This is a genomic window from Vibrio sp. qd031 (assembly GCF_002100145.1).
In the GTDB taxonomy this organism is placed as follows: Bacteria; Pseudomonadota; Gammaproteobacteria; order Enterobacterales; family Vibrionaceae; genus Vibrio.
In genome coordinates, this window is sequence record NZ_JXQD01000024.1 from 2,094 (window position 1) to 28,483 (window position 26,390).

Annotated in this window: 25 protein-coding genes and 1 riboswitch; of the genes, 11 read left to right on the forward strand and 14 right to left on the reverse strand. The window is 43.9% G+C overall.

What is annotated here, in order from left to right; genetic code table 11:
- A partial coding sequence (locus ST37_RS08710) for a VCBS domain-containing protein (RefSeq protein WP_197687461.1) occupies positions 1-3,066 on the reverse strand: 3,066 nt, incomplete at its 3' end.
- 322 nt (positions 3,067-3,388) lie between these two features.
- Here ST37_RS08710 and ST37_RS08715 point away from each other — a divergent pair.
- Complete coding sequence (locus tag ST37_RS08715) at positions 3,389-4,633, forward strand: TolC family outer membrane protein (protein ID WP_084886613.1); 1,245 nt, start codon at positions 3,389-3,391, stop codon at positions 4,631-4,633.
- Between the two features lie 4 nt (positions 4,634-4,637).
- Positions 4,638-5,231 (forward strand): OmpA family protein, encoded by a 594-nt coding sequence (locus ST37_RS08720; protein WP_084885529.1) that lies wholly within the window; start codon positions 4,638-4,640, stop codon positions 5,229-5,231.
- A 58-nt stretch (positions 5,232-5,289) separates the two neighbouring features.
- On the opposite strand, the gene queC is transcribed toward ST37_RS08720, so the two are convergent.
- The 8 genes from queC to ST37_RS08755 form a co-directional block, all read right to left on the reverse strand.
- Positions 5,290-5,964: a 7-cyano-7-deazaguanine synthase QueC gene (gene queC / locus ST37_RS08725; RefSeq protein WP_084885530.1), complete on the reverse strand. Its 675-nt coding sequence runs from the start codon at positions 5,962-5,964 to the stop codon at positions 5,290-5,292.
- On the reverse strand, positions 5,957-7,336 hold the full coding sequence (locus ST37_RS08730) for an NUDIX domain-containing protein (RefSeq protein WP_172400958.1): 1,380 nt from the start codon (positions 7,334-7,336) through the stop codon (positions 5,957-5,959). The genes queC and ST37_RS08730 overlap by 8 nt, the downstream gene beginning before the upstream one ends.
- Before the next feature lie 44 nt (positions 7,337-7,380).
- Positions 7,381-7,809, reverse strand: a complete 429-nt coding sequence (locus tag ST37_RS08735; RefSeq protein ID WP_084886615.1) for a GNAT family N-acetyltransferase — start codon at positions 7,807-7,809, stop codon at positions 7,381-7,383.
- 239 nt (positions 7,810-8,048) lie between these two features.
- A complete protein-coding gene (locus ST37_RS08740) occupies positions 8,049-8,780 on the reverse strand; it encodes a hypothetical protein (protein ID WP_084885533.1) in 732 nt (243 codons plus the stop codon).
- 3 nt (positions 8,781-8,783) lie between these two features.
- Positions 8,784-8,942, reverse strand: a complete 159-nt coding sequence (locus tag ST37_RS19980) for a hypothetical protein (RefSeq protein WP_172400959.1) — start codon at positions 8,940-8,942, stop codon at positions 8,784-8,786.
- Positions 8,943-8,968: 26 nt separating this feature from the next.
- Positions 8,969-9,748: an ABC transporter ATP-binding protein gene (locus ST37_RS08745; protein WP_084885535.1), complete on the reverse strand. Its 780-nt coding sequence runs from the start codon at positions 9,746-9,748 to the stop codon at positions 8,969-8,971.
- Positions 9,745-10,809: an iron ABC transporter permease gene (locus tag ST37_RS08750; protein WP_242426266.1), complete on the reverse strand. Its 1,065-nt coding sequence runs from the start codon at positions 10,807-10,809 to the stop codon at positions 9,745-9,747. The genes ST37_RS08745 and ST37_RS08750 overlap by 4 nt, the downstream gene beginning before the upstream one ends.
- Entirely contained in the window at positions 10,806-11,759 is a 954-nt protein-coding gene (locus ST37_RS08755) for an ABC transporter substrate-binding protein (protein WP_084885537.1), read from the reverse strand. The genes ST37_RS08750 and ST37_RS08755 overlap by 4 nt, the downstream gene beginning before the upstream one ends.
- Positions 11,760-11,772: 13 nt before the next feature.
- Positions 11,773-11,906: riboswitch (cobalamin riboswitch) on the reverse strand.
- Between the two features lie 31 nt (positions 11,907-11,937).
- Here ST37_RS08755 and ST37_RS08760 point away from each other — a divergent pair.
- Positions 11,938-12,486 (forward strand): cobalamin adenosyltransferase, encoded by a 549-nt coding sequence (locus ST37_RS08760; RefSeq protein WP_084885538.1) that lies wholly within the window; start codon positions 11,938-11,940, stop codon positions 12,484-12,486.
- On the opposite strand, the gene ST37_RS08765 is transcribed toward ST37_RS08760, so the two are convergent.
- Entirely contained in the window at positions 12,464-13,102 is a 639-nt protein-coding gene (locus tag ST37_RS08765; RefSeq protein ID WP_084885540.1) for a LysE family translocator, read from the reverse strand. The genes ST37_RS08760 and ST37_RS08765 overlap by 23 nt on opposite strands.
- Before the next feature lie 461 nt (positions 13,103-13,563).
- On the opposite strand from ST37_RS08765, the gene ST37_RS08770 reads away from it, so the two are divergent.
- Together ST37_RS08770 and ST37_RS08775 are read left to right on the forward strand one after the other, a co-directional pair.
- Positions 13,564-14,313, forward strand: coding sequence for a PEP-CTERM sorting domain-containing protein (locus ST37_RS08770; protein ID WP_172400960.1), 750 nt, complete (start codon positions 13,564-13,566; stop codon positions 14,311-14,313).
- Positions 14,314-14,431: 118 nt separating this feature from the next.
- The gene (locus tag ST37_RS08775) at positions 14,432-15,916 is read left to right on the forward strand and encodes a carboxypeptidase M32 (RefSeq protein ID WP_084885542.1); all 1,485 of its coding nucleotides are present in this window, start codon (positions 14,432-14,434) and stop codon (positions 15,914-15,916) included.
- A 114-nt stretch (positions 15,917-16,030) separates the two neighbouring features.
- On the opposite strand, the gene serC is transcribed toward ST37_RS08775, so the two are convergent.
- Together serC and ST37_RS08785 are read right to left on the reverse strand one after the other, a co-directional pair.
- A complete protein-coding gene (serC, locus tag ST37_RS08780; RefSeq protein ID WP_084885544.1) occupies positions 16,031-17,113 on the reverse strand; it encodes a 3-phosphoserine/phosphohydroxythreonine transaminase in 1,083 nt (360 codons plus the stop codon).
- Positions 17,114-17,242: 129 nt separating this feature from the next.
- Complete coding sequence (locus tag ST37_RS08785) at positions 17,243-18,496, reverse strand: DUF945 family protein (protein WP_084885546.1); 1,254 nt, start codon at positions 18,494-18,496, stop codon at positions 17,243-17,245.
- A 264-nt stretch (positions 18,497-18,760) separates the two neighbouring features.
- On the opposite strand from ST37_RS08785, the gene ST37_RS08790 reads away from it, so the two are divergent.
- Positions 18,761-19,303 carry a hypothetical protein gene (locus ST37_RS08790; RefSeq protein WP_084885548.1) on the forward strand — a complete coding sequence of 181 codons (543 nt, stop codon included), beginning with the start codon at positions 18,761-18,763 and terminating at the stop codon, positions 19,301-19,303.
- A gap of 33 nt (positions 19,304-19,336) precedes the next feature.
- Here ST37_RS08790 and ST37_RS08795 read toward each other — a convergent pair whose 3' ends face one another.
- A complete protein-coding gene (locus ST37_RS08795; RefSeq protein WP_172400961.1) occupies positions 19,337-19,945 on the reverse strand; it encodes a TfoX/Sxy family DNA transformation protein in 609 nt (202 codons plus the stop codon).
- 263 nt (positions 19,946-20,208) lie between these two features.
- Here ST37_RS08795 and ST37_RS08800 point away from each other — a divergent pair, with 263 nt between their 5' ends.
- From ST37_RS08800 to ST37_RS19985, 5 genes are all read left to right on the forward strand, one after another.
- Positions 20,209-21,111 (forward strand): lysine exporter LysO family protein, encoded by a 903-nt coding sequence (locus ST37_RS08800; RefSeq protein WP_084885551.1) that lies wholly within the window; start codon positions 20,209-20,211, stop codon positions 21,109-21,111.
- Between the two features lie 57 nt (positions 21,112-21,168).
- Positions 21,169-21,687, forward strand: a complete 519-nt coding sequence (locus tag ST37_RS08805; protein ID WP_084885553.1) for a hypothetical protein — start codon at positions 21,169-21,171, stop codon at positions 21,685-21,687.
- A gap of 80 nt (positions 21,688-21,767) precedes the next feature.
- Positions 21,768-23,408, forward strand: a complete 1,641-nt coding sequence (panP, locus tag ST37_RS08810) for a pyridoxal-dependent aspartate 1-decarboxylase PanP (RefSeq protein ID WP_084885554.1) — start codon at positions 21,768-21,770, stop codon at positions 23,406-23,408.
- 293 nt (positions 23,409-23,701) lie between these two features.
- Positions 23,702-24,556, forward strand: coding sequence for a MurR/RpiR family transcriptional regulator (locus tag ST37_RS08815; RefSeq protein ID WP_084885556.1), 855 nt, complete (start codon positions 23,702-23,704; stop codon positions 24,554-24,556).
- A gap of 98 nt (positions 24,557-24,654) precedes the next feature.
- The gene (locus ST37_RS19985) at positions 24,655-24,813 is read left to right on the forward strand and encodes a hypothetical protein (RefSeq protein ID WP_172400962.1); all 159 of its coding nucleotides are present in this window, start codon (positions 24,655-24,657) and stop codon (positions 24,811-24,813) included.
- Between the two features lie 79 nt (positions 24,814-24,892).
- Here the strand turns inward: ST37_RS19985 and ST37_RS08820 are convergent, their stop codons facing one another.
- Positions 24,893-26,092: an iron-containing alcohol dehydrogenase gene (locus tag ST37_RS08820; protein WP_084885558.1), complete on the reverse strand. Its 1,200-nt coding sequence runs from the start codon at positions 26,090-26,092 to the stop codon at positions 24,893-24,895.
- Positions 26,093-26,390: the final 298 nt, after the last annotated feature.

Consider the following 26,390-nt stretch of genomic DNA (forward strand, 5'->3'; position numbering starts at 1 on the left):
AATGGTAATGGTGACGGTGGTGTCACTGCCATCGGACAGCGTCACGGTAAACTCGCGCACTTCTTTCTGACCGGCTGTCAGCGCGTCCACTGTGGCGTTATCCGCCAGTGTGAACGTCCAATTGCCCTCCGCATCAACGGTGAACTCACCGTACGCATCGCTAATGGTGTTTGAGTTAAACGCCAAATCTGGATTGTCTGCATCCGTGGCCGTCAACGTACCGCTGACAGGCGTCACATCGCCTTCGGTTACCGCGTCGGTATCCGCAGAAATCACTGGCGCGTCATCGGTACCGGTGATGGTAATGGTGACGGTGGTGTTACTGCCATCGGACAGCGTCACGGTAAACTCGCGCACTTCTTTCTGACCGGCTGTCAGCGCGTCCACTGTGGCGTTATCGGCCAGTGTGAACGTCCAATTGCCCTCCGCGTCAACAGTAAACTCACCGTACGCATCGGTAATAGTATTTGGTGCAAATTCTAGGTCTGGATTGTCTGCATCCGTCGCCGTCAACGTACCGCTGACTGGAGTCAGATCGCCCTCGATTACCGCGTCGGTATCCGCCGAAATCACCGGATCATCATCAGTACCAGTAATAGAAATAGTGACTGTAGTAGTACTTCCATCAGAAAGATCTACAGTAAATACTCTGTCGACGACTTGACCTTCTGCTAGCGCATTGACCGTCTCATTGTCTGCCAGAGTAAATGTCCAGTTACCATCTACGTCAACGGTAAAATCTCCGTAAAGATCGGTTACAGAGTCTGCCTCGAACGCCAAATCTGTATTGTCGGCGTCAGTAGCGGTGAGAGTTCCTACAACTGGCGTTGAGTCTCCTTCAGTCGTAGCTCCTGTACCTATTGAAACAACAGGAAGATCATCTGTACCAGTGATGGTGATGGTTACAGTAGTCGAGCTTCCGTCGGATAAAGTTACAACAAAATCTCTTACGGTGGATTCACCTTCTGCCAATGCTGCAACAGTCGCGCTATTTGCCAACGTAAACGTCCAGTTTCCGTCAGCATCCACAGTGAAATCGCCGTAACTATCTGCAACGGTACTTTCAACAAAAGATAGTTCTGGGTTGTCTGCATCGGTACCTATTAATGTTCCAACTACAGGAATCGAATCCCCTTCGGTAACAGCACCCTCTCCTGTAGAAATCACTGGAGCATCATCTGTACCTGTAATGGTAATAGTGACTGTAGTAACAGAGCCATCAGTTAGAGTTACTTCAAACTCGCGCTCTACAACCTCTCCGTCGGCAAGCGCATTGACGGTTGAATTGTCAGATAATACAAATGACCACTGCCCATTTGAGTCAATGGTAAAATCGCCGTATGCGTCATTGACGGCATTTGCTACGAACAGTAAGTCTGGATTATCAACGTCTGTTGCAGTGAGCTCGCCAGTGACCGGGGTGACGTCACCTTCAGTCGTAGAGCCTAAATCATCAGAAATTATCGGTGCATCGTCTACAGGCGCAACCTCAACCACAACTTGCGCTGTATCTGTTCCACCTTGTCCATCTGAAATTGTGTAGCTAATTGATGCATCACCGTTAAAGTCGGGCGCTGGTGTAAAAATAAGTTGATTATTGACGATCTCGATCGTGCCTTGAGATGCTGGTACAGTGGCATCAATAATTGTAATGTCATCGTTATCAATGTCAGAATCGTTTGCTAATACATCGATAGTTACGGCTGTGTCTTCATCCGTAGTAACAACATCGTCTTCAGCCACGGGCCCAGTATTTACTAACTCGGCGCTATCTTGGCCAGGTTCAGATACGTTGCCAACTTTGTCTTTTATAACGGCTTCAACTGTGACAGTTTCGCCTCTTTGAGGAACCGCAATCTCAAGTTCTATAGTGCCGAGATCTAGCACATCTTGAGTGACCTCATAATCAGTTCCATTTATTGTTACAGTGTCACCAATAGTGGCGCCTGTACCACTGATATCAACGATGACATTAATCTGGCCATCAATCTCATCAGCTGGGATTTGCCCGTCATTATTCAGGTCTTCAACAATAGTAACGACTGGTGCGCTTGGCGCAGTGGTGTCTATTGTTAAGTCGGATTCGTCTTCTGCACTGTTACCCTGATTGTCTTTACCAACAACCACGATGTCATAATCACCGTCTTCCAACGCGTCTTCTGGTGGTAACGTTAGCTCCCAATCACCATTGTCATCGGGAATCACTTCGTATTCTTTATCATTAACAATGACGGTGAGCGGGCCATCTGTGTTATCTGAGCCGCCAGTAAAGGTTGGCGTAGTATCTGAGGTATCAGAAGGAGGATCGATACTAACAACCGGTTTAGCCATATCTAGGATAAAGGATGTATCCGCGGTCGCCTCTTTTCCGGATGGTGACTCTGCTGTTGCTTCTGCAACATACTCACCGTCGGCAAGATCCAGCGGTGGTAACAGTAGCTCCCAACTGCCGTCTGGATTTGGTGTTACAAGGTGTTCTTCGCCACCAATGACAACCGTAATCGTCTCTGCATTTTCAGACTGACCAAATACTCTAACTTCGGCTGGATCGTTAAGATCTATAGAAATTGTAACCTGAGGCAATGGGTCTACCGTAGATTCGTTGGTTACAATATACTCAAATACACTAAGGACTTCTTTTTGCTGAGCAGGCGTTAATCCATCTGTATTAAACACTGTTGCAGCAATAACTTCGGCATTATCACGAGCAATCGTTCCTGACGTAGACAATGATGAGCCCGCTGTCGACTCGCCTGCGGCGGTCTCAAACTCTTCACCTAAAAGTGTCGGATCTTGGCCTTCCTCTAAAGCTTCAAAAATGGCTGCAATATCATCATCAAGCTTAACCTCTCGAGCTACCTCATCATTTTCTACCTTGAAGAAGCTAACACTTAGGTTTTCTAAGGTGAGATCGTCAACAGATATTGGTGAATCACCAACTTGAACTACCACCTCTCCCGGTTGCAGTTCATACTCTATTGGTACTACTTTAGAGTTACCATTTGCGTCGATAATTATCTTGTTCCCAGATCGAAAAATGTCAAGATTAATCGCTTGTTCTTCCATGATTTACATCCACTTACAGTGTTTAGTCTCAATATTGTTACAAGTGTAATCAAATTGAGAGGATTAAGTTTTCGCTCAGGGTAAACCTAACACTAAAATGTTGCCAACTCCACATTTTTGGCGTACGTCATACTAATAGTATTAGTTGTGAGACATAATGATGTTTTAGTACTATTTAATGAAAAACGATCTAGTGTATTTACTTAAATGATGACACCATACCGTAAAATTTCGTCTGATAGCGGTAGTATCTGAGGTACCTGTTTTGAAAAGGATTTCCATTTGCACAATTGCGCTGAGTGTATTGGTGAGCCAGCCAGTAATGGCTGAATCGCTGGAACAAGCGATCTCTGCAACATTGGCAACAAACCCACTAGTTCGTAGCTCGTATAACGAATATATGTCATTCGTTAAAAGCTACGATTCAAGCCGAGGTGCCTATTTACCCTCGGTTGACCTTGAAGCGGGTATTGGTTACGAGCGAATTCGCGCCGACCAAAGTGGTGATTCGGACTTAACCCGTAAAGACGCCGCAATTAGACTGACTCAATTGTTATGGGATGGTTCGGCGACAATTAATGATATAGATAGAACAGCAGCTGAAGCTAATTCAATGCGCTATCAATTGTTCGCTGATGCCGAGAACATCGCACTAGAAGTGAGTAAACTGTATTTGGACGCGTTAAGCGCCGAAGAAGTGTTGCTATTGTCAGAAAGCAACCTAAAGGTCCATCGTAAAATCTACTCCGACATTTTAAAACGAACTCAATCTGGTATTGGCTCTACAGCGGATCTTTCTCAGGTAGAAGCTCGTCTTGCGAAAGCGCACAGTAACTTACTGGCTGCTCAAAACAACTTGTACGATAGTCATGTTTCTTACCGGCGAATCGTCGGCTCCATGCCAATTGGTCTGGTTAAGCCCCATGTCGATGAAAATAAAATACCGCTGTCAGTAGAGCTCGCCTTTGAAGACGCGAAAAAAAATCACCCCGTTCTAAAAATAGCTCAGGCCGATGTGGACGCTGCGCAATATCAATATAAACAATCTCAAAGCGTTAACTTGCCAACGTTCACTATTGAAGCGGCCCACTCTTGGGAGCAAGATGCCGGCGGCGTTGAAGGTGATGTCAATGAAACCTCAGCAATGCTTCGCATGAGATACAACCTTTATAATGGTGGCAAAGATAGTGACAATATTGAACGCACCGCTTACCAGTTGAGCAAATCGAAAGACTTTCGCGATCGAGCTTTTCGTCAAGTAGAAGAAGGTTTACGCCTCTCGTGGAACGCGCTTGATCTCACGCTTCAGCAGCGAGAGTTTTTAATTGATCATGTGGATGCCGCGTCAAATACCGTTATTGCGTATGAAAAACAATACAAGATAGGTAAGCGAACGCTGCTTGATCTTCTCAATACAGAAAACGAATTATTCGAAGCTCGCAAAGAGTATGTAACGGCTCAATACGCCGAGCTTTACGCAAAATTTAGAGTACTAAATGCATCGGGTGTTTTATTACCCTCATTATTAGTCGATACACCAGAAGCGTGGAACAACGAGGTAAATTAGTCCAATGAAATCCTATTTAGTCGTCTGCTTAATCCCACTACTATTAGTCGGGTGCATTTCTTCAGGCGTTGAAACTGAATACCCTATTGCAGAACAAAGTGCAGATCTTCGCGACGAAGATAACGACGGCGTTATTAATGAACGAGATACCTGCACTACAACACCGGGTGGCGCAACTATTAGCAACGATGGTTGTGAATCATTTTATCAAATTGATGAAAAGAAGCTGCTTAAAGTATTGTTTGAAAATGACTCAACTGACGTACCCGCAATATTCGTTTCACAAATTAATGAGATGGTGACTTTCTTAGCTGAGTACCCAGAAACGGAAATAGAACTGCAAGGCTTTGCAAGTAAACCCGGCAACCACGAACATAACATGTGGCTATCGCAAGAAAGAGCAAAAGCGGTTCAAAAGATGATGGTTGCGAAAGGTGTCGATGCCAAGCGGCTAACCATTATGGGGTTTGGCGATTCTCAAGCCGAGCATGATGGTAAAGTTGACCAAGCGCTCGACAGAAAAGTTGTGGCTACTGTTGTAGGCTTTAAGGGCGACGTAGTTAAAGAGTGGCATATTTTTACTACTCGCGAGAAATAAAACTCTTTACTACAACCCTATTGATTCATCAAAGCACGCTATATAGCGTGCTTTGATTTTAGTTTGCTTGACCGTCTAAGTATTGCTGCAAGCCATTTTGCCTCAAATGGCAGGCGGGGCATTCTCCACACCCAGATCCAATCACACCATTATAGCAAGTCAGCGTTTTGTCCCTTATTAATTCTAACGCGCCAAGTTCATCAGCTAATGCCCAGGTCTGTGCTTTGTCTAACCACATAAGTGGTGTTTCAAGCGTAAGTGGCCTATCCATACCTTTTTCTAGAGCAATTTGCATAGCTTGGACAAAATCATTTCGACAGTCTGGATACCCTGAAAAGTCCGTCTCGCAGACACCCGTTATCACTGTCGAGGCCCCAACCTGATAAGCGTAAATGCCGGCTAGCGTTAGGAAAAGAATGTTACGTCCTGGCACAAAGGTATTGGGTAATCCACTACTGTCTACCTCGTTTGACACTTCAATGTCATCACGAGTTAGTGCGCTCACCGCAAGTTCGTTAAGAAGCGTAACATCCATGACTTTGTGTGCAGTAACACCCAGCTGTTGGGCAAGCTGTTGCGCAATGTCTATTTCAAGTCTGTGTCGTTGCCCATAATCGAAAGTTAAAGCATGCACGCTTTCATAGCGTTTTAAAGCTTGAATAAGACAAGTTGTTGAATCTTGTCCACCACTAAATACGACCACCGCGGTGGATTTGCTAGTTTGTTTACTCATAATTATTCTTTTGTTCAGAAAGTCGGCGTCGTTTTGGAAGCATCACTACCAGCACAACAAATAGACTGGGATAAAACAGCGAGTCATAGATTAACGAAAATAGGCTTTCACTGGCAATGGTCGCTTTTAATATGTGTAAGCACACAAATACCATGGCAAGTGCCGTCGAGATTTTTATGACTTCACTTAATGACAAACCACTTACATCATCGGCAACCAGTCTAATGCGAACCAACAACGCCATTGTCGTCACCATGACAAAGCTATCGACTAATACCGGTACTTGCCAGAGCCATAATCCACCAGCACATATTAACAACATCGCCAGCCATGACTGCCATGATGATATATAGCGCTGCAAATTGAGACCTTTACGCTCTTCTAGCGAAACAAACACTGACCCGAACCCGTAACCAATCATTGCACCCACTAAGATATCGACCAAAAATGATTTGCCTAGTAGTAACTCAGACCCGGACAGCACTGTAAGCAAAATAAACAAAGCTGTTTTTCGTTGCCATTGCATTCTGTGTTTAAACAATACAGCAACGGCGATCAGGCTAGCGACTTGGGCGTTTGGAAAACTAAATCCATAAAAGTGCGAACTTCCCCAACTAGGTACGTAAGCTAGCGGTAATGGCTGCGCCACTAAATATTGTATTATTGTGCAGAATATGGATGTGGCGGATACCACAAACATAACTTCGAGTGCGAATGGTCTTCCATAACGCCAGTATATCCAAGGCAATAGCAGTAAAAAGGTTAACGGTGAAACAAAGACCTCTATTAATTTGGCTATAGGCAAAACGAAACGATAGATAGTCGTGTCACTGATGATCGTAGAATATAGTTTTAAGCTCCAGTGTTGCCAGAAACGACTTTCTTCTATGACTTCATCAACATAGAGAGCTGGGGCATTCACGAGCGAAGGAAAGGCTGTGTTGATACTTTTTACACGTCTCGGATAACGGTATTCTCTCTCAATCAACTTGTCTATTGGTAACAACATCGCTGATTTCGTTTCTACACCATAATGATTGGCAGCATGGATTGGAACAATATTCCCGCCAAACCGGTTTAAGGTATTAAATGCCACGACGGGCTCTAGAGGAAGACATTCGTAAATAAATGAATATTTATCACTAAACAACAGTAAACGTGTCACTGTTGCTTTGATCCCGGCTTCTTCATACAGCTCTCTCAGTGCCGCTTGCTCTGGAGATTCATCTGAATCTAGTCGCCCTCCAGGGAGTGAGAGCTTTCCGGTGATTATTTCTGAGGTGACCAACAGTTTGTCGTCGATTTTAATAACGCAGACCGCACCATTTGGTCGGACCCCTTCTAGAGTCGACGAATACGTGTTGAACGACATCAATAAGACTACTAAGGAAACGAATAACATGGCCAGGCGAGCCATCATAACGCCTTTCGCAGCCAGTGAATGTGATGAGAAAAACCACATTCTTGATACATTTTGACCGCATCTTTATTGGAGTGCCACACTTCAACAAAAACCTGAGATGCACCATATTGTTTTAAAACATGATTAAGGTGATCCATTAGCGCCCTGCCCAACCCTTTATGTCGCCATTCAGGTTTAACATACAGTTCGTCGACGCTGCCCATCATTATTGGCTTTGATACTGTAGAGATAAGCTCGCAAAAGTGGCCACTAATAAATGCAACACAAGACCGTTTAGACTGTTGTTTGTCGATGACCACATAGACCAAACAATTAGGATCATCCAAATACGCTGCTATATCTTTACTTTTTTCGACATCATCAGGCTCTTTAAACAAATCAGGGTCACGCAGATGATGTTCTTCGTGTAACGCTCTCATCATGCCGCGTAACTGCAATAAGTGTTTGCGAGTTGCAGGTTTAATTTCCGTGGAAGAAAGCAATAATTGAGTGTCCAAACCCTATCCTTGTTTGCTTTTTAGCGTATCCAAAAGTCAAGTCACTTGCTGCATTCTACGATACGACACTTTGAACACTTGTGCCACTATCTACACAATAGAAACCGTTACGTCGCAGAAACTAAGATTATTTCGACTTTGCGACGATTATCAAAACAATAGAGCTATAAGCCAAGCTCTTCGGTAAGAGCTTCAATCTCTTTAAGATCCAATTGATGAATAGCGATCATCTGCTCGTTCCGTCCCATTTGTGCATTGATGTCATCATGTCGTTCACACACGTCTGAACGCGTTTCCCAACTCTTGCCTTCCAAATATAAGTTACACTCTTTATTGAGCTTTTCTGCTTGCGGTGAAAGCTGCATCTGTTGGGCTAAAAGATCCTCTAATAACTGCTTAAGTTGCTCTTCTTTTTTAAACAACTCGCGAGCACGATCAAATAGAGTTGTTTGTAAATCGAGCTTGCGCTGTATTTCTTCAAACTGTTGTTGTTTAGTGACGAACTGTTGCTTAAGAGTCGCCAAGTCATTTTGCAGTCCTTCATTCACTTGTTCTAGTTGCAGTGATTGTTTAGACAATTCACTGACGTGTTCAGCAGACTCTCTTTCCGCCTGTTCGGCAACTTGTACTTTGTACGCGTCTAGCGAGCGTTGAGCTTCTTGTTTCTCAGTTTTTACCGATTCGATAAGCAACTGGTACTCATTATTAAGGTGGGCAGATTGTTCCTGATAGTGATGAATGACGGCTTGCCACTTGTTCTGAGCATAGATCGTTCCTAACAATGCACCTAACAAAAGCCCAGCGAGAGCGGCAACACCAATGAATAGTCTTGCTCGAGCATCTTTTTGCTCAATAACCTCAACCACTTCTTCTGGGCTGTCATCGTATTTATTCATTTACTACCTTAAAAGCTCCATAATAAAAACAGAAATTACGTAAAAAACGCCTACCCCAACCACAGAAAGCACAACACCTTTTTGTACTTTTTCATTGGTGCGGTAGCGGATCAAGAGAACCACGAGTGAAACTAACACAGCAATAGTAATGAGTCTGGTCATACTTCATCCTCCAATAAATAACGGAATTAACGGATCTGGGCCTCAATACGTAACTGGCCTAACGAATCAATATGCACGTCTACCCGATTGCCGTATATGCGTCGTAAATTTTCGACTGTAAATACCGAACTAGGTGAACCAAACCCACAAAGTTTACCTCTTGAAATCAGTGCTATCTTATCACACAACCTCGCTGCTGTGTTTAGATCATGGATCGCCAAAAGCGTAGAGTAATCGTGCTTTTTTAGTTGCTTAAGCAAGGTAAACAGGCGACTCTCATGGCTTAGGTCCAGACTGGAAGTCGGTTCATCTAGTAACATTATTGTACAATTTTGCGCGATGGTACGTGCCAAATGAACCAGTTGCTGCTCACCACCAGATAACTCGTTTATGTTTCGATTCAACAATCCATCGATCTCAAGCGTCTCCAATGCATGATTCACTTTTTGTTGCTGTTGATATTTAGATAAAGAATGGTCGCCATAAAACGCCAACTTCAACACATCTTTCACTTTATATGGAAATGGGACATTACAGTGCTGCGGTAAGTAACTGACACGTTTTGCTCGTTCTAAGGCACTTAAACTGCCAATTTTTTTGCCACAAATCTGAATTCGACCCGAGCGAATCGCTTGAATCCCTGCAATCGAGTTCAATAACGTCGTTTTACCTGCACCATTGGGACCAACCACACCGACAATTTCACCTTTTTGAACATTGAATGAGATATTTGAAAGTACGTTAGCTTGAGTCGATCTCGACCGACCTGCGCTCACTGTCAGCTCCTCAATAGACAAAACACTCATAAGCTGACACCTTTGCGCTGTATTCTTACGATTAAGTACAATAAATAGCTACTACCTAGCACAGAAGCGATGATTCCTGCTTTGATTTCGTAAGGTGCAATCGCCCATCGCCCAACTAAGTCCGCAAACAGTAAAAACAGCGCACCGATAACAAAGGAGTAGATGATAAGTCGGCGATGAGAAGGACCAATAATTAGGCGCAAAATATGGGGTATCATCAGCCCAATAAACGCTATTGGGCCTGCTATTGAGATGGATAATGCCGTCAGCAAAGTAACCAACAACAATATACGTGCTTTGGAATGCTGGACATTTAACCCTACACCATGGGCCGCCAAATCCCCTAAGCCTAAGACATCAAGCACCTTAGCTTGCCTTATTGAGACGGCAACCAACAACAGAAGTGGTAACGCAGGCCACAGAACTTGCTCCCATACGCGCCCGTCAAGCCCCCCCATTGTCCAAAATACAAACTGACTCAGCTGATACTCTTTTGCAAATAACAGCAGCCCCATTGTGAGTCCACCCAGCAAACTGCTTAGTGCCAACCCACACAATATCAAATACAAAGAGCCATTTTGTCCTACAGAGCGTGCGATGGTGTAAATTAGCACGCTGACGGACAATGCCCCTCCCATAGAAAAAATGGGCGTCATTAACGGATGCACTAACGACAGACCGGTTAAGATACTCACAACCGCGGCAAAGCTACTTCCAGCAGAAACACCCAAAATATCTGGACTGGCTAACTCATTTCTAAATAATCCCTGCGACATTGCCCCTGCAACGGCTAATGCTCCACCAGCCAAAATGGCCGCAAGTACTCTTGGCAATCGGATGTGCAATACAATACTGTGAACCAGTGGATAGAGATCTCTGCTTGCGTCACCTCCATGTGTAATAGAAGTCCAAAGTGCACCTAATAACTGTGATGGTGCAATCCAAATAGTCCCTAGACACAAGCATACAGTGATAAAGGCAATAGCCGAAACTGCAAGGCATATAGGAACTGTGTGACCTTTAAGAACGGTTGCCGTCATAGGGGTGCTATCGGTACTCATTTATCATTATGATCCGATCCGTAAGCGGCACGATTAATATACAGAATCGTATCAACAATATAGTGACTGTACGTGCCACGAAGGCGCTCTGGCACTGAAACGACTTTATTGGTTTTTACCGCATCTACATAAGAAAACGCAGGATCATTGCGAACTTGGTTCTCAAACTTTTCTGCCGCTTCAGCATCGCCATAGATCCAACCAGGAATAAACATCATTTGAGGATTTAATTTTACCACCAGTTCCTTAGACATTTTAGCTTGCCCATATTGGTCACCCTCAAACTCAGCCACTAAATTGGTTACCTTCGCCTCAGTTAATACGCTATGCCAGGTCGAGTTCTTAGTACTCGATGCGCCCCAAGAGTTGTAGTCAATCGCTGTCACCCGCTTTTCTGGCTCAATTAAGTTATCACGCAATTGTTCATTCATTCTGTCGACCAATGCCATCGCTTTATTTGAGGCACCCACAATCTGACCAACAGTGAGTATTTTTTGCTGGATCTCTTCCAGGGTGAATGGCGTTTGAATTAGATAAACTGCAATGCCAGCATCACGGAGTTGCTTGACTTTTCCTGCATCGGTCCAATTTGCAGCAAAGACCAAATCAGGCTGATGAGCAATCACTTGCTCAACATTCATATCCAATAAATTTACGCCGCTAGGCAATGTGTCTGCGATATTTGAAAACGTTGGATCGCTGGACAACTGGGTCAAGCTAGACAATCGTTCAGTCTCAACGAGTTCGATGAGAAGCTCATCCGTAAACAACATTTTAGAGCTAATTTTTGTTGGCGGCGCAGCGATTACCAGTGTATTGCCAAGATCATCGGTTACCGTCAATGGGTATAAGTCTTCATCAGCAAAAGTGCTAGAAGAAAATACTAACGCTAACAAAATCAATAAAATATTACGTGTTGTGGTCGTTAAATATGAGAAAATAGAGTGCATACTGGTCCTTGTAAGTCGCGTACAATTTTAGGGCTTCGTGTCTGGCTCAGGAAGTATCCTTTACAGTGGCGCGTCCGCTGCAGAGTTTCACTGCATTCCGAAGTTTGGGCATTGTCCATCAGTAAAACTCAAGCTGTCAATTAAGTTTTTCTTTTCACACAAATTTTAGGAGTTTCAAATGACACTAACTTTCACCAAAGACATTGATGAAATGTGTTATCCCTACATTTTTGAAGACTCGCCGTTGTGTGATTTTGAGATTCTAACGGATGAACTTTGCACCTATATTGGTTTGGCCCTATCGCAAATTGAACAGCAGCAGGTTAACGAAGCGCTTAGTTGGCTACAACCGAAAATTTTTGATCTAAATGGCTCGATTAGAGGGCGGTGCGCTATAGATGGGCAAGATATTGCGCAGCTAAAGCATTACTATCATTTCTTTAAATCGAAAGTAACTGACGACAAGAAACGATTCGTTTTACCTCGAGGAGTTGGGCCATCAGCGCTTCTACATCAATGCCGAAGTTTAAGTAAAAAAGTCACTCGCCAACTGGTGCTCATCGACAAAGCCAATATTGAGGTACCACAAACACTGCCAAGATTTACTAACATGCTGGTAAACTTTCTATTTGCCGTGACACGATACTTAAATCAATTGCAGGGAGTTGACGAGCCCGAATACGTTTCCAATTGTTATTCCACCCCTAAACGCTACCAAAAGGCATAAAAATTGACACACCAATAAAGACTAAACAAATACCGCACCCGAACTCTATCCAGCGCCCGACAGAGCTAAAGGGGGACGCAGAAACACTTTTGACACTTATCCAAGCGATAAAACCTTGCCAAATAAATGCAATAACAAAGTGCAGCGCAGCAATAGACATTGCTTGATTCAATACTGGGCCTTGTACATCAATAAATTGAGGTAAGAAAGCCAGATAAAACGCCAACGTTTTTGGGTTAAGCACGTTTGACAAAAAGCCCTCAGCAATCGCTCGACTCGGTTTGTAAGATTGGGCCGTAATATCGTCAGACACATTCTCTGAGTTGTCGGAATACTTTACAGCGGTGTAAATGCTTTTAGTGCCCAGATACACTAAATAGCTCGCACCAGCTATTTTTAAAGCCAAAAATGCAATATCGGATTTCATGATAACTGCACTAACACCTATGCCAACAAGCAATGCATGTATAAACAAGCCACTACAAATCCCTAGGCTCACGTACAACGCAGCCCCAATACCGTGACGAAACGCCTGCTTCAATACCAACGCTGTATCTGCACCCGGTGCGAGTGTAAGCAGCACCAAAGCAATAAACAGCCCAAGATCCAGTTCCATAAATACCGCATTTATCCCAATTCTAGTTTCACGTCCTACTATACCGATAGACACCGACAAAAATAACCGTTTGATACAATTTTCCACAACCGACGAACGATCGAGGGTTCAACCTAAACAGCGCTTAACCAATTTACCCACTTGATGACTTTAGATAAATATGAACTACATCGTCTGGACTGCAATCTTTTCCTATTTGCACAAATAGTTTTAGAGCTAAATAGATAATTAACTCTATCGTTCTTCATCTTAAACCACCCACCTTAGTGAGTGTCGAAAAACTTTACAGATCGAAAGTTGTAGTTTCAGAAAAACCTTTAAAAACAATGAGTTATATAGTGGCACGCAAAGTGCTACACATGATTTAGCAATTTCGGATGAGTCCACTTCAAAAGCGGTCAGTCCCAAATTACTACAAACATAGAATGAGCATTGTAAATGGATTCTTTAGGAGGAAGAACATGACACAATCGCGATTGAGTAAAACGTTATTGGGACTGACATTGGCCTGTGCCGGGTTTAGTGCTAACGCCTACCTTATCGATTTCACCACCAGTGATTGGTCGTTGGCAAACAATGAACAATCATACACAAAAGAGTTCACAGAAGGTGACATTACCTTTTTCGTTCAACTAGAAGCTTTTAACTTAAGTTATAACGATCTATACCTGTCGACTTTTGAAGATTACGATGGTGGCACCAACACTGACTACTGTCGCTCAGGCGGGCCTTTGAAGTGTAATATCGACGGCGTCGGGGTGAAACGTCTAAATAGCACAATAGATGATGAAGTAAGCAATAATGAATTGCTTAAGGTGTCATTTTTAGATGCCAATAAAGAGCTTGCCAGCGTAAACGTCGATTCCATTTTTTTGTTGGACTTGTTCCCTGCTACAGAGTGTAACGTACAAGACGACTCTGCATACTTCTCCCTTGTTTTAAACGGTACCGAAACCCCATCTGACTGTATTTTTACAGAAGAAAGGACCAGAGGTGGTTTTTACACCATCGATGAAAATTGGGGTTTAAGCGGCGTAGCGGATTCACTGCTTTTCTGGGGCGATGACTTTGCCTTGGCCGGTATTAACATTTCTGAAGATGTCGTCACAACGTTCGGTATGCCAATTCCTGTATCAGAGCCAGAAACTATGGCGATGTTCGGGCTTGGACTAATGGGCTTAGGCTTGGCTTCACGTAAGCGCAGAAAGTAGTAGTCCTTCAAATATCTAACTCTATCAAGGCACTGAATTAGTTCAGTGCCTTTTTTTTGTTTGCTAATTAGCGATTTCTACTGTGGAATAGGCAGGTTATTAAGACAAAGGAATAGACATGTCTAGCTACTCGAAACTAAAAGCTCACTTTCAGAAGATTTATCACTTTAAACACCTCTCGGCCATTGCCGGTTGGGATCAGGCAACCATGATGCCTAGTGGTGGAAATCAAGCACGTTCACAAGCACTCGCTGAGCTCTCTGTCCATATTCATAACATGACCACCGAGCCACAATTAGAAGACTGGTTTTCCTCCGCTGAATCAGAGCCACTGTCCAGCCTCGAAACTTCGTCGCTGCGTGAAATGAAACGTGAATGGCGCCAAGCTACCGTATTGCCTGCCAAGCTGGTTCAAGCAAAAGCAATAGCTGGCTCTAAGTGTGAACATGCGTGGCGTACTCAACGTGGTGAAAACGACTGGGTGGGATTCGAAAAAAACTGGCAAAGTGTTGTTGCGCTGTCTCAAGAAGAAGCACAAATTCGAGGCCAATCTCAAGGGCTTTCCGCCTATGACGCAATGCTGGATATTTATGAGCCAGGTATAAACAGCGCACAACTGGATACGCTATTCGGCGATACCAAACAGTGGTTACCTCAACTCATCAATCAAATCATCGAACATCAACAAGCGCGACCAACGTTGAGAGTCAGTGACAAGCCATTTGCTATCGAACAGCAAAAAGCGTTGGGTGTGGACGTTATGAAGCTACTGCAGTTCGATTTTGAACGCGGCCGACTCGACGTTAGTATGCACCCTTTTTGTGGAGGAGTTGCGGAAGATTTGCGACTCACGACTCGCTACGATCAAAACGACTTCACCCAATCGCTTATGGGGATCGTACACGAGACCGGCCATGCACGTTACGAGCAGAGTTTACCTCGTGACTTGCTCGGGCTTCCAGTCGCTGAAGCTCGCTCAATGGGCATACATGAATCACAATCGTTGTTCTTTGAAATGCAACTAGGAAGAAGCGCCAACTTTATCCCACACCTAAGTACTTTGGCGAAGAAGCACTTCACACAGCACCCTAGTAACTTATTTGACGTCGATAACTTACGTAACGTCTATACACAAGTTGAAAAAGGTTACATTCGAGTTGATGCTGACGAGGCGACCTACCCCGCTCACGTCATCTTGCGCTATGAAATAGAAAAAGATCTCATCAACGGTGATATCAAACACACAGACGTTCCTGAGCTTTGGGATCTAAAAATGCAGCAGTACCTAGGTCTGTCTACCAACGGCAACTTTAAAAATGGCTGCATGCAAGACATACACTGGACAGATGGAAGTTTTGGCTACTTTCCAAGCTACACGTTAGGTGCTATGTACGCGGCTCAATTCATGGCAACAATTAAGCAGAAAATGGACGTTGATGAGATTATCCGAAGCGGTGACCTATCACCAATTTTCAACTGGCTAGATACAAATATTTGGAACAAAGGAAGTACCTTAACGACGGACGAATTGGTTAAACAAGCAACCGGAAGTACGTTAAACGCGCAGTTCTTCCAAGACCATTTGAAGAACCGATACCTATAACGTTATTTATTACGGCGATCATGCTTGTTTATCTGCAGGTTTAGCTAGACTTGGACCGCAGCATAAATCAAAAAAAGGTGCTCTATGAGCACCTTTTTCACTGTTTATTGCACGTTACGCATGTTGTTGTTCAAATTGGTGCATAAAATCAACCAGCGCTTTAACACCCTCAATAGTCATAGCATTGTAAATAGAAGCGCGCATACCACCGACGGCTCGATGCCCTTTGAGTGACACAAGACCTTTCGCAGTAGCTTGCTCAAGAAACAATCCATCGAGCTCAGGTTTTGCCAACTGGAACGGAACGTTCATTTTAGATCGGTTGTCGCTCGCAACATTGTTTACGTAAAACTCAGATGCATCAATTGCGTCGTAAAGAAGTGCCGCTTTTTCAATATTTAGCGCTTCCATCACTTCCAGCCCGCCCAATTGCTTTAGCCATTTGAACACAAGGCCAGACAAGTACCACGCAAAAGTCGGTGGCGTATTGAACATAGAGTCCTTTTCGGCAAGGGTTTTATAGCTTAAGACAGACGGTGTTTTTACGTCACCACGGTCTAACAAGTCATTGCGCACGATCACCAAAGTAAGCCCAGAAGGTCCAATATTTTTCTGTGCACCCGCGTATATAACACCGTACTTCGATACATCAATGCGTCGTGACAAAATGGTAGAAGACATATCGGCGACAATTGGAAGATCTGTGACAGGAAGGTCGTTAATTTCTATCCCATCAATCGTCTCATTTGGACAAAAATGCAAATAGGCGAACTCGTTGGTTGATTGCCATTGATCCGCAGGAGTAATCGCGACTTTTCCATCCACCAACTCTTTGGCATCCAATACTACAGGTTCACAATACTTCTTTGCCTCTGCAATGGCGCTTTGAGCCCAATACCCAGCGTCTACATAAAGTGCTTTCTTCTTATCGCCAAGAAGGTTTAGAGGAACCGCTGCAAATTGGGCCCGTGCTCCGCCTTGGCAAAATAAAACTTTATAGTTGTCAGGAACCGACAATAGCTCACGTAGGTCACGCTCAGCGTCCTCAGCGACTTTAATGAATTCAGCACTGCGGTGACTGATCTCCATTACTGATGTCCCTAATCCTTGCCAATCAATAAACTCGCTTTGCGCTTGTTGCATAACCGCTTTTGGTAGTGCTGCAGGGCCTGCACTAAAGTTATAAATCTCTTCCATGACCTCTCTACTCATTAAATTGCAAACTTATTCACCATAAATAGCATTTTTCCAAACTATAAAAAAGAAAAAAGTGAGGCGAAATCACCTCACTTTGTGAATCTGTTTGAATTTATCCACTGACGCTATTTAGGCATTACTTAAAACGGCCATCGCGAGCATAAGTAGCGGGATTTGTTGACCGTTTTCAAACATCACATTGCCATCTTTAATCACGCCTTGCAGCTGATACCCTTGTCCATCATCGGTCATTATCTCCATGATCATCAGCTCATCAATAACTTGCTCAAGCATAGGGAATGACTCGACTAACGGTTTGGTGATATATGCACTAAAGACACCATCAACCGCGATAAGCATTTCGTAGATGTCTGTGCTCGATGCTTGCTCTGGCCAATTTAACTGCCAAGTGGAGCTTACACTGCCACCACCAAGTTCAAAGCTAAACAGCTCTTGTTCCAGAGATAGTCCATTTGCGAGTAGCGAGACAAGAGTGTCGAACATTTCAGCGGTTTGTTGGTCGGTTAATGCGTTACCACTAGATAGTTCAGCAAGCCTGTTCACCGCGATTGAATCAAAACCACCAGCGTTCATGGCGACAACAATATTGTTTGCTTCAAAATCCATATTCTTCAACTGTTCGACATCGAGTTTGTATGCCGTACCATATGTATTGGTTTGGTCGTCGAAAGAGGTCGAAAAGTCGTAGTTAATCCCGCTAACCTGTGCACTGAGCCCAGACTCTGGTTCATTGAAGGTCACGCTGCCAACCGTAAACTGTTGCTTTCCAAGCCAAATTTGGTTTTCAAATACGCCGCTGGCTGTTACATCAACGTCAGCAAACTCTAACATTGCACCGAAATCGTCCTGCATACTAATTGAAGGCGTCGCAATTGCATATTGAATGGTATGATTGGGTTCAACACTCCCCGTCACCTGCCACGATGGGACAGTCAGTACTGCACTGTCTTCCAGTACCACACTAAACGCATTTGAATACGCTAAGTGAATATCGGTCGCGCCATTTAACAACGTCTTGGACTCAATGACGAGTGCATCGCTATCCCAGTTTTGAATAGTGGAATCAGAGGTAACAGAGATGAGTCCATGTACAATATCGTGAGAGAGTAAAAATTCTGTAGGTAACCCCAAATCTTGAAGTTGCTGTTTCGCCACTTCGGCTTCTACAGCCACTTTAGTGGTTGCTTCTGATGAAAAATAGCCTCTTTGATAATCAATTAGTTCAATCGAAACATTACTGTTATCTATGGAAGTCACCAAATCGTCAAAGGCCGTGTGGGCTATTTGCCCTACCGCGAGTGGCCAACAACCTAATAGTGCAATTCCACCACCAACAGCGCCATAAAACTTAAGAGATTTCATTAACTTTCGCTTACTTCACAGAAAATAATTGGCATTAGTGTAAGCAAACCCGTCCCAAATTACACCTTAAAAATCATCTCCTTCAACCTAATCGAGTCTGTAAGCCTTTAAATACTATGGACAGAAAGTCACCGTTTTACCGTCAATGTGGCGTTAAAAATGGTAGTACCAAAGGCAAGTTTCCTTTATAGTGCAGGGATAAAGCTGGCGAAGGTAAAAATGGACCATCAGCCAAGGATATAACGAAAACGGGTTATACAAATTATGCGCAAAATTCTTATCGCAACTTTAACCATTGGCACAATGTTTGGTACTTCTGCATACGCTGCTGAAATGCCTACGACCATGAGCAACTTCAATTACGACTACTTCGATACTCGTATCGGTATGGCACCACTGACATTCGGTGCTGGTATAAGTAAGTCTATCCACCCCAACGCTCATTTTTTAGCGTCTATCGACTCTAAGCTAGACGATGACTTTAACTCTAAAGTTGGTCTTGGCTTTCACGCTCCAATTAATAACTGGGCGGATCTTACTGGCTTAATGGCACTTCGTGTTGCAGCTACTGAAACTCACACCACCGATACCGGTATGGAAATCAACTTAGGTGTGCGTCAATGGCTTGGTCCACAGTTTGAGGTTGGTGGTTACGTTGGTTACTTATCTATCTTCGAAAAAGAAGATGTCATTGGTAGCGTTTACGGCCGCTTCCATGCTACTGAGTTATTCTCTATCGGTTTCCAAGGTATGATCAACGATATCTATGACAACCAATTCATGCTTACTACTCGCTTCAACTTTTAAGCATAGATAACTTATTAATGATCAGCCGCGTTATTAAACGCGGCTTTTTTCATTTCTGCGTGACAGCGAGGCGCTCAACTGCTGCTTGTATTCATCGGACAACAACTGCCAGTGGACACCTTGAAGCGCACCAGCAAATTTAAATAAAAGAGTGTCGTTGACTTGTTGACCATATTGCGCCTCAACTCTGCGGAACACTTCTACTGCACCTAACGCTCTAAAAGATTCAAGATCACTGACACCTGATTTCGTGATCATTCTTTCTAAGGTAAGTCGCATATTGGGCAAGTCACGTATGCGTTTCTCTCTGTGCTTAACACCCACTTTGTCGATTCGAGATTGATGTTTAGACAGTGACTCTAAAAGCACAAATAACGCCCTATCTTTCTTAAAAATGTCTGTTACATCGTAATAGTCGACCGTCACACACACCGTTTTTTTAACCTGCATAAAACGCTTACAAAAGTAACGCTCAAAGGTTGCGTTTAGCGCCCCACCACCTCGCAAATAGACTCTGTGTTGATCAATCAATACAAACATTGCTCGATGATAGAACAGCCCGATGCCACCAAACATTGCTTTAAACTTTATCGATCGCTGCGCCAAACAATGGCATAGATAATTGTCCAATTGACTTTGCATACCGTCTCCTACTTTCCAAAAGGTTAAACCTAACTCACCGAAAACGATTCGCTTAGTAAGAGTATGAAGTTGAGAGGTAAGTAGCCATTTTCTTAATTGAGTTGTAAAACGTTGCAAAACAAAGTCGCGCCCTCTCCCAATTTTCAAAAAGTTGTGTGAAAACCAGACTCTAACTCCTCTTGCGATCATCAATGTTCAGCGTTAATGTGTCGCTTCAAGCTGCACTCACTCTTTTGATGGACGTTTTACTACAAGGATTTCACATGTTCTGGAGCATGTTGCTCATTTTTCTGCCTCTTTTTATCGGTTTTTTTGTTCCTGTACCAAGACATTCAATACCGGTAGTATCAAAAGCCACTCAACGCATCATTTATCTTATTTTGGCGTTAATGGGATTGTCGATTGCGCAACTAGATAACCTTGCGCAAAACCTAGCGCAAATCGGCCAGTTCTCATTCATATTCTTTGCCGTTTTGTCAGTAAGTAATTTGGTTGCGTTGCATTTTTTAAATCGTCATATTGATATCGTCACGCAAGCACAGCTCAAGCAATTACCATTGGGGAAAATGGCATTAGAGTCGCTTAAGTTGATCCTCGTAGTAGGGGCTGGATTCTTGCTTGGGCTCGCCATTCAGCACCCGATAACTTGGCTAGACAGTCTTAATGAAGTCATATTGATGCTCTTGCTGTTTCTGATTGGTATCGAACTGGGTAACAGTGGAATGAGCTTGAAGCAAATATTTGTTAACCGAAACGGAATCTTAATCGCTGTTACTGTGGCATTGAGTTCTTGGATTGGCGGAATAGTCTGTAGCGTTGTTTTAGATATTCCTGCGTATCAGGCGCTCGCATTGTCATCAGGGTTTGGATGGTATTCACTGGCAGGTATTTTAATGACGGACCACTTAGGTCCGGTTTATGGGGGTGCATCTTTTATCATAGAACTTGGCCGAGAGCTGGTGGCGCTAGTACTGATTCCATTTTTTATGATCCGAAAACCAGCCACTGCAATCGGATACGCTGGTGCGACCGCGATGGACTTTACTTTACCAGTGATCCAAGCAAGCGGTGGGATCCGTTGTGTACCTGTCGCGATTGTTAGTGGATTCTTGCTCAGTCTTGCAGTGCCCTTTTTTATGCTGTTTTTTGTGAGTTTAGGCGGATAGGTTTAGTCTATGAACCAGAAATTTGATATGGTGAGCGCAAAACAAAAGGAACGTTGTATGAAAATTTCGTGGAAGCCCCTACTGCCCATATTTTTTGTATTCAGCTCGTCTTCATTCGCCGCGGATACACAATGCCTAACCGATAAATACCAAGCCTACGTAAACGCCTCGATTTCGTGGTACAAACAGCTATCAGATCTGGCGACTGCGCATGACTCTGATCTCGCTGAAGTGAGCCAATGGTATGTCGAAGAGCGTATTCATCACTTCGAATTGAACCAACTTGCCGTTGAATACTACTTGCAAAGCGGATCAAGCAAGGTCAATACCGCTTTGCCCGTTGAGTCGTGGTTACAGTTATCGCAACAAGACATTAAGGCGCTCACCGAACGCTCTGATGCGCTTGGCGACGCTGCAAAGCTAAGCTTTGAAGATCGACAACGCACCCCACACACGCAAAACTATGAGTTGCGCAGCGCATTCGCCGATATCCTCAGCGACCCGTCTGCTATTGCCGCACCATTAGATGCGTATAACAGTCAAGTCACTGCCGCAGCTGAAATTTCTTGCGACTAGGCAAAAAATGGCGAGACAAACTAGCACTTTTCCGCTAAATTGTGTCGCCTTGTTTCACTTCCAGCAAGTCTAAACGCTCTATGAATGCCACCCATCGTTCTGCTCTCGTTAACTTTGATAGTCTACTTAGGATATTCACTATACCTGAGGGGCCAGATTCGACCCTAACTCAGATCGAAGAGAAGCTCTCGGGCAACCTTAATGAGTTTCTAAAAGAGCACATCGTTGCTGAAGAAAAACCGCTCAGTGAAATAGAACATCGATTCGCCAATGCGCACATTCCAGAATTGCCAGAGTTTGTATCCGAACATACCGAGCACTTAATGGATAACCTGGTGGCGCATTCGGTTCATACCGCGGCGCCAAGCTTTATTGGCCACATGACATCGGCACTGCCTTATTACCTAATGCCACTGTCAAAAATCATGATTGCGCTCAATCAAAATCTGGTAAAGATCGAAACCAGTAAAGCTTTCACTCCCTTAGAGCGTCAAGTGTTAGGTATGATGCACAATCTTGTTTATCAGCAAGACGACCCATTCTACCAGCGTTGGATGCACAGCGCTCAACACTCCTTAGGGGCATTTTGCTCTGGCGGCACCATTGCTAATATTACGGCGCTTTGGGTCGCGAGAAACAAACTGTTTGCTCCTCGTGGAGGATTCGGTGGTGTGACTCAAGATGGTATGGTTGCAGCACTGCGACACTACGGTTTTGATGATACTGCGATATTAGTATCTAGCCGAGGTCACTACTCTTTAAGTAAATCGGCAGACGTGCTTGGCATAGGCCGAAAAAATGTTATTGCAATAGACACCGACGAGCACAACAAACTCTCTATCCCTGCACTTAAACTGCAGCTTGAGGAGTTAAAACAGAAAAACATCAGGCCACTGGCGGTTGTCGGTATCGCAGGTACCACAGAAACAGGTAATGTCGATCCTTTGGACGAAATTGCCGCAGTGTGCCAGCAGCATCAGATCCATTTCCACGTCGATGCAGCATGGGGTGGCGCAACACTGATGTCTAATCAATACCGTCACCTACTAAAAGGGATTGAGCAAGCTGACTCGGTGACAATTGATGCTCACAAACAGCTGTACATCCCAATGGGTGCAGGTCTTGTGGTGTTCAAAAATCCCAATGATATGACGAGTGTCGAACACCACGCTGCGTATATTCTTCGTAAAGGCTCCAAAGACCTAGGGGCCCACACCTTAGAGGGCTCTCGTTCCGGTATGGCTATGCTGCTTTATTCAAGCATGCACATCATTAGTCGACCAGGCTATGAGCTATTGATCAATCAAAGCATCGAAAAGGCCCACTACTTCGCGAAACTCATCAAAGATCATCCAGATTTCGAGTTGGTGACTGAGCCTGAATTGTGCTTGCTGACCTATCGTTTTGTCCCAGCATTTGTTCAACAAAAATTACGTGTAGCAAGTTTACAACAAAAGCAACGCATAAACTGTTTGCTAAACGATTTCACTATTGCGCTTCAAAAGCGCCAACGTGAGAATGGCCGCTCCTTTGTATCAAGAACAACCTTAAACCCGCATCAGTATCATCAACAATCTATTAATGTATTCAGAGTGGTACTGGCAAACCCACTTACGACAAAAGCGATTTTAGACAGCATTATTACTGAGCAACAAGAGTTGGGGCATGAGTTCGGCTATTTCATGGATAAGCTACGAAACCTCTGTAGTGAGTGCAGTTAAATGAAAAAAACTAACAGCTTTCATTCAAGACCTGAAATTAAATTTCCTTTATCGGTAAGTAACACGTCAAAACTGGGCAAGTTAAGCCACTAAATGCTGGAAAATTAATCGCTGGATTTCCAAAACTGAAAGTTTTGTTTGAACTTAGTCATATTATAGGTAAATAGCCCCTATATTGTTTAGGTTTTATTACACCTCACTGTGCTATTGGGTTTATACTCGAAAGATACACGTCAGCTTTATACGCCCTACCGTATTTGGTTGATATGCCCGAGACCAAGACCGATAGAGCTATGAATACATTAGAAAAAGTTCAAAAGAATCTCGAGAATTTCAGTAAGAGTGAACGTAAAGTTGCTGAAGTCATATTGGCTTCTCCACAAACCGCAATCCACTCTAGTATTGCCACACTTGCAAAACTTGCTGATGTTAGTGAACCTACAGTAAACCGATTTTGTCGTCGCTTAGACACCAAAGGGTTTCCAGACTTTAAATTGCATCTGGCACAAAGTCTTGCAAACGGTACCCCTTATGTGAATCGAAATGTCGAAGAAGACGATGGCCCAGATGCCTATACACATAAGATCTTTGAATCAACCATGGCGTGCTTGGATGTGGCAAAAAACAGCCTTGATCCAATGCAAGTTAATCGCGCCGTTGATCTATTGACTCAGGCGAAGCGCATCTCCTTTTTTGGTCAAGGAGCATCATCATCGGTTGCTAAAGACGCTCAGAATAAGTTTATTCGTTTTAATATCCCGATTGCGCGCTTCGACGATGTAGTCATGCAACGTATGAGCTGCATAAATTGCACCGATAATGATGTGGTTGTCTTGATTTCTCATACTGGCCGCACCAAGAGTACGGTAGAAATCGCCAATCTCGCGCGCGACAATGGCGCAACCGTTATCGCTATTACAGCGAAAGACTCACCACTCGATAAAGCCAGTTCACTATCAATCACATTGGAAATTCCAGAAGATACTGACGTGTATATGCCAATGGCAAGCCGCATCGTACAGATGACGGTCATTGACGTCCTAGCAACTGGATTTACCCTGCGACGTGGTACTGGCTTTAGAGAAAATTTGAGACGCGTAAAAGACGCCTTGAAAGACTCGCGCTACGACAAAGACTCACATTACTAAACAATGACTTAAAAAGGCGCAGCAGCGCCTTTTTTTATGTTTGCCCTTTTCCCCTTTACTGAACCATTCACAATGATTACAAGGAGCGTAAAACAGTGATGAAAATAGTATTAACTGTATTGGTGCTAGTCGCCGTGCTCGTTTTGATAGTTTTGAATAACGATAACGCGCTCGCGATGGTGTGCAGTACATTTGATGTGATACAGGAGCAGTATCCTGTAGAGTGCAGTAAAGCGAGAGTGATTTCTGCCTTCTAAGCTCGCTTGTCCAACTATACAAAAAGGAGCATTACGCTCCTTTTTGCTTAATTGCCTAGTCTAATTTAGTCTTCAACAGCTATTCGGATAGTGCATCTTCAACATCATCTTTTGCGGGTGACGTTTGATGACATTGGCACACCTGACTCAATATATATTCCAAGCGTTCTTGGGTGAGCGGGAGTGGATTTCCTTTAATTGCCACGGTTTTCATTGCGTCTTGGCTAACAGAGTTAAACGACGTATCGCACAAGCCAAATTCGGTAAGCTCTGGGATATCAAGCTTGGCTAGCATGGCTTTAACCCACTCTACCCCATCACTGTGACTGGCATCTTCACGACCGGTCAGTAATTTTGCGATAGTGCGGTAGCGTGTCAACAGATCGTTTCGTCCCGCAGACTTAGCCGCTTTAATGTTCTCTTGCATAACATAAGGAGCAAGCCTTGAAGAGATCACACTATGTGGTGCAGCGATTTTCCCCCCTAAAGCGGACGCAAGTCCATGTGCGGCCCCTAACTTGGCATTGGTTATGGCCATTCCTCCAAGCATTGCTGCAAAGGAGAGATCCGAGCGAGCTCGCGGATTGTCTTGACGACATCCCGCCACAATGGATGCAGATATCCTCCTCAAGCCCTCTTCACATATCATATCGGTCAAGGGATTGGGCTCGCCACATACATACGCTTCCATTAAGTGTGTAAACGCATCCAAAGCACCACGTGCTGAGGTGTAAGCATCGGTTCCATAGGTCAACATTGGGTCGACAATGGCTACGTCCGCTAACATGTCTGGACTTCGCAAGCTCACTTTTACTTGATCTTGATTGGATTTGAGTACCGCGTTTTTCGTGACTTCTGAACCCGTGCTAGCGGTGGTGGGAATAGCAATAAATGGCAATGGTTTGGTTTTTAGAGGTACATTTCGACCAACGACTTCAACATAGTCGTATAGACTGCCACTGTTTGGTATAAGTGCCGCGAGCGCTTTACCCATGTCGATAGCGCTACCACCACCAATAGCAACTACCATATCGGGTCTAAATTTTCGCGCGAGCGTGGCTGTCTCTTCCACCATGGTTATTTGCGGTTCAGCAGATATTGATATGTGCTGATAACGCATGTTTTGAGAATGGATATAGTTAATGAGTGGCTGGGCTCGGTTCAGGTCTTTGCCTGTAATCAACAGTACCGAGTAACCAAACTGATTGAGAGTAGAAAGAGAGTTTTGGTACGCTCCTTCCCCAAAGATGATCCGTGTGGACGTCATGAACTGAAACATAGTACTCCCTTTTGTGCGAATGACACCAATATAGAGTGACGAGCTTTAGTTGGTTAGGTATTGATCTAGTTCAATTATTACACACTATTAGTGACATGAAATAACAAACCAGTGAAGATAATACGCAGCAGCGTTAAAATGAGTTTACGCCACATGTTTTTTTTAAGTATACCGTTGTAAACCAACTCACTTGCCCACATCATAAGAATAATCTCAAATATCGTGTGTTAGTACAGGCTGATTATAGATTGGTTTTGCCTATCGCATCGATAGATTTAACAAATTTTGCTATTGAATC

Coding starts and splice junctions, on each gene's coding strand:
- ST37_RS08715 (WP_084886613.1), top strand. CDS start 3,389: ATGGCTGAATCGCTGGAACAAGCGATCTCTGCAACATTGGCAACAAAC.
- ST37_RS08720 (WP_084885529.1), top strand. CDS start 4,638: ATGAAATCCTATTTAGTCGTCTGCTTAATCCCACTACTATTAGTCGGG.
- queC (WP_084885530.1), bottom strand. CDS start 5,964: ATGAGTAAACAAACTAGCAAATCCACCGCGGTGGTCGTATTTAGTGGT.
- ST37_RS08730 (WP_172400958.1), bottom strand. CDS start 7,336: ATGTCGTTCAACACGTATTCGTCGACTCTAGAAGGGGTCCGACCAAAT.
- ST37_RS08735 (WP_084886615.1), bottom strand. CDS start 7,809: ATGATGAGAGCGTTACACGAAGAACATCATCTGCGTGACCCTGATTTG.
- ST37_RS08740 (WP_084885533.1), bottom strand. CDS start 8,780: ATGAATAAATACGATGACAGCCCAGAAGAAGTGGTTGAGGTTATTGAG.
- ST37_RS19980 (WP_172400959.1), bottom strand. CDS start 8,942: ATGACCAGACTCATTACTATTGCTGTGTTAGTTTCACTCGTGGTTCTC.
- ST37_RS08745 (WP_084885535.1), bottom strand. CDS start 9,748: ATGAGTGTTTTGTCTATTGAGGAGCTGACAGTGAGCGCAGGTCGGTCG.
- ST37_RS08750 (WP_242426266.1), bottom strand. CDS start 10,809: ATGAGTACCGATAGCACCCCTATGACGGCAACCGTTCTTAAAGGTCAC.
- ST37_RS08755 (WP_084885537.1), bottom strand. CDS start 11,759: ATGCACTCTATTTTCTCATATTTAACGACCACAACACGTAATATTTTA.
- ST37_RS08760 (WP_084885538.1), top strand. CDS start 11,938: ATGACACTAACTTTCACCAAAGACATTGATGAAATGTGTTATCCCTAC.
- ST37_RS08765 (WP_084885540.1), bottom strand. CDS start 13,102: ATGGAACTGGATCTTGGGCTGTTTATTGCTTTGGTGCTGCTTACACTC.
- ST37_RS08770 (WP_172400960.1), top strand. CDS start 13,564: ATGACACAATCGCGATTGAGTAAAACGTTATTGGGACTGACATTGGCC.
- ST37_RS08775 (WP_084885542.1), top strand. CDS start 14,432: ATGTCTAGCTACTCGAAACTAAAAGCTCACTTTCAGAAGATTTATCAC.
- serC (WP_084885544.1), bottom strand. CDS start 17,113: ATGGAAGAGATTTATAACTTTAGTGCAGGCCCTGCAGCACTACCAAAA.
- ST37_RS08785 (WP_084885546.1), bottom strand. CDS start 18,496: ATGAAATCTCTTAAGTTTTATGGCGCTGTTGGTGGTGGAATTGCACTA.
- ST37_RS08790 (WP_084885548.1), top strand. CDS start 18,761: ATGCGCAAAATTCTTATCGCAACTTTAACCATTGGCACAATGTTTGGT.
- ST37_RS08795 (WP_172400961.1), bottom strand. CDS start 19,945: ATGCAAAGTCAATTGGACAATTATCTATGCCATTGTTTGGCGCAGCGA.
- ST37_RS08800 (WP_084885551.1), top strand. CDS start 20,209: ATGTTCTGGAGCATGTTGCTCATTTTTCTGCCTCTTTTTATCGGTTTT.
- ST37_RS08805 (WP_084885553.1), top strand. CDS start 21,169: ATGAAAATTTCGTGGAAGCCCCTACTGCCCATATTTTTTGTATTCAGC.
- panP (WP_084885554.1), top strand. CDS start 21,768: ATGAATGCCACCCATCGTTCTGCTCTCGTTAACTTTGATAGTCTACTT.
- ST37_RS08815 (WP_084885556.1), top strand. CDS start 23,702: ATGAATACATTAGAAAAAGTTCAAAAGAATCTCGAGAATTTCAGTAAG.
- ST37_RS19985 (WP_172400962.1), top strand. CDS start 24,655: ATGAAAATAGTATTAACTGTATTGGTGCTAGTCGCCGTGCTCGTTTTG.
- ST37_RS08820 (WP_084885558.1), bottom strand. CDS start 26,092: ATGTTTCAGTTCATGACGTCCACACGGATCATCTTTGGGGAAGGAGCG.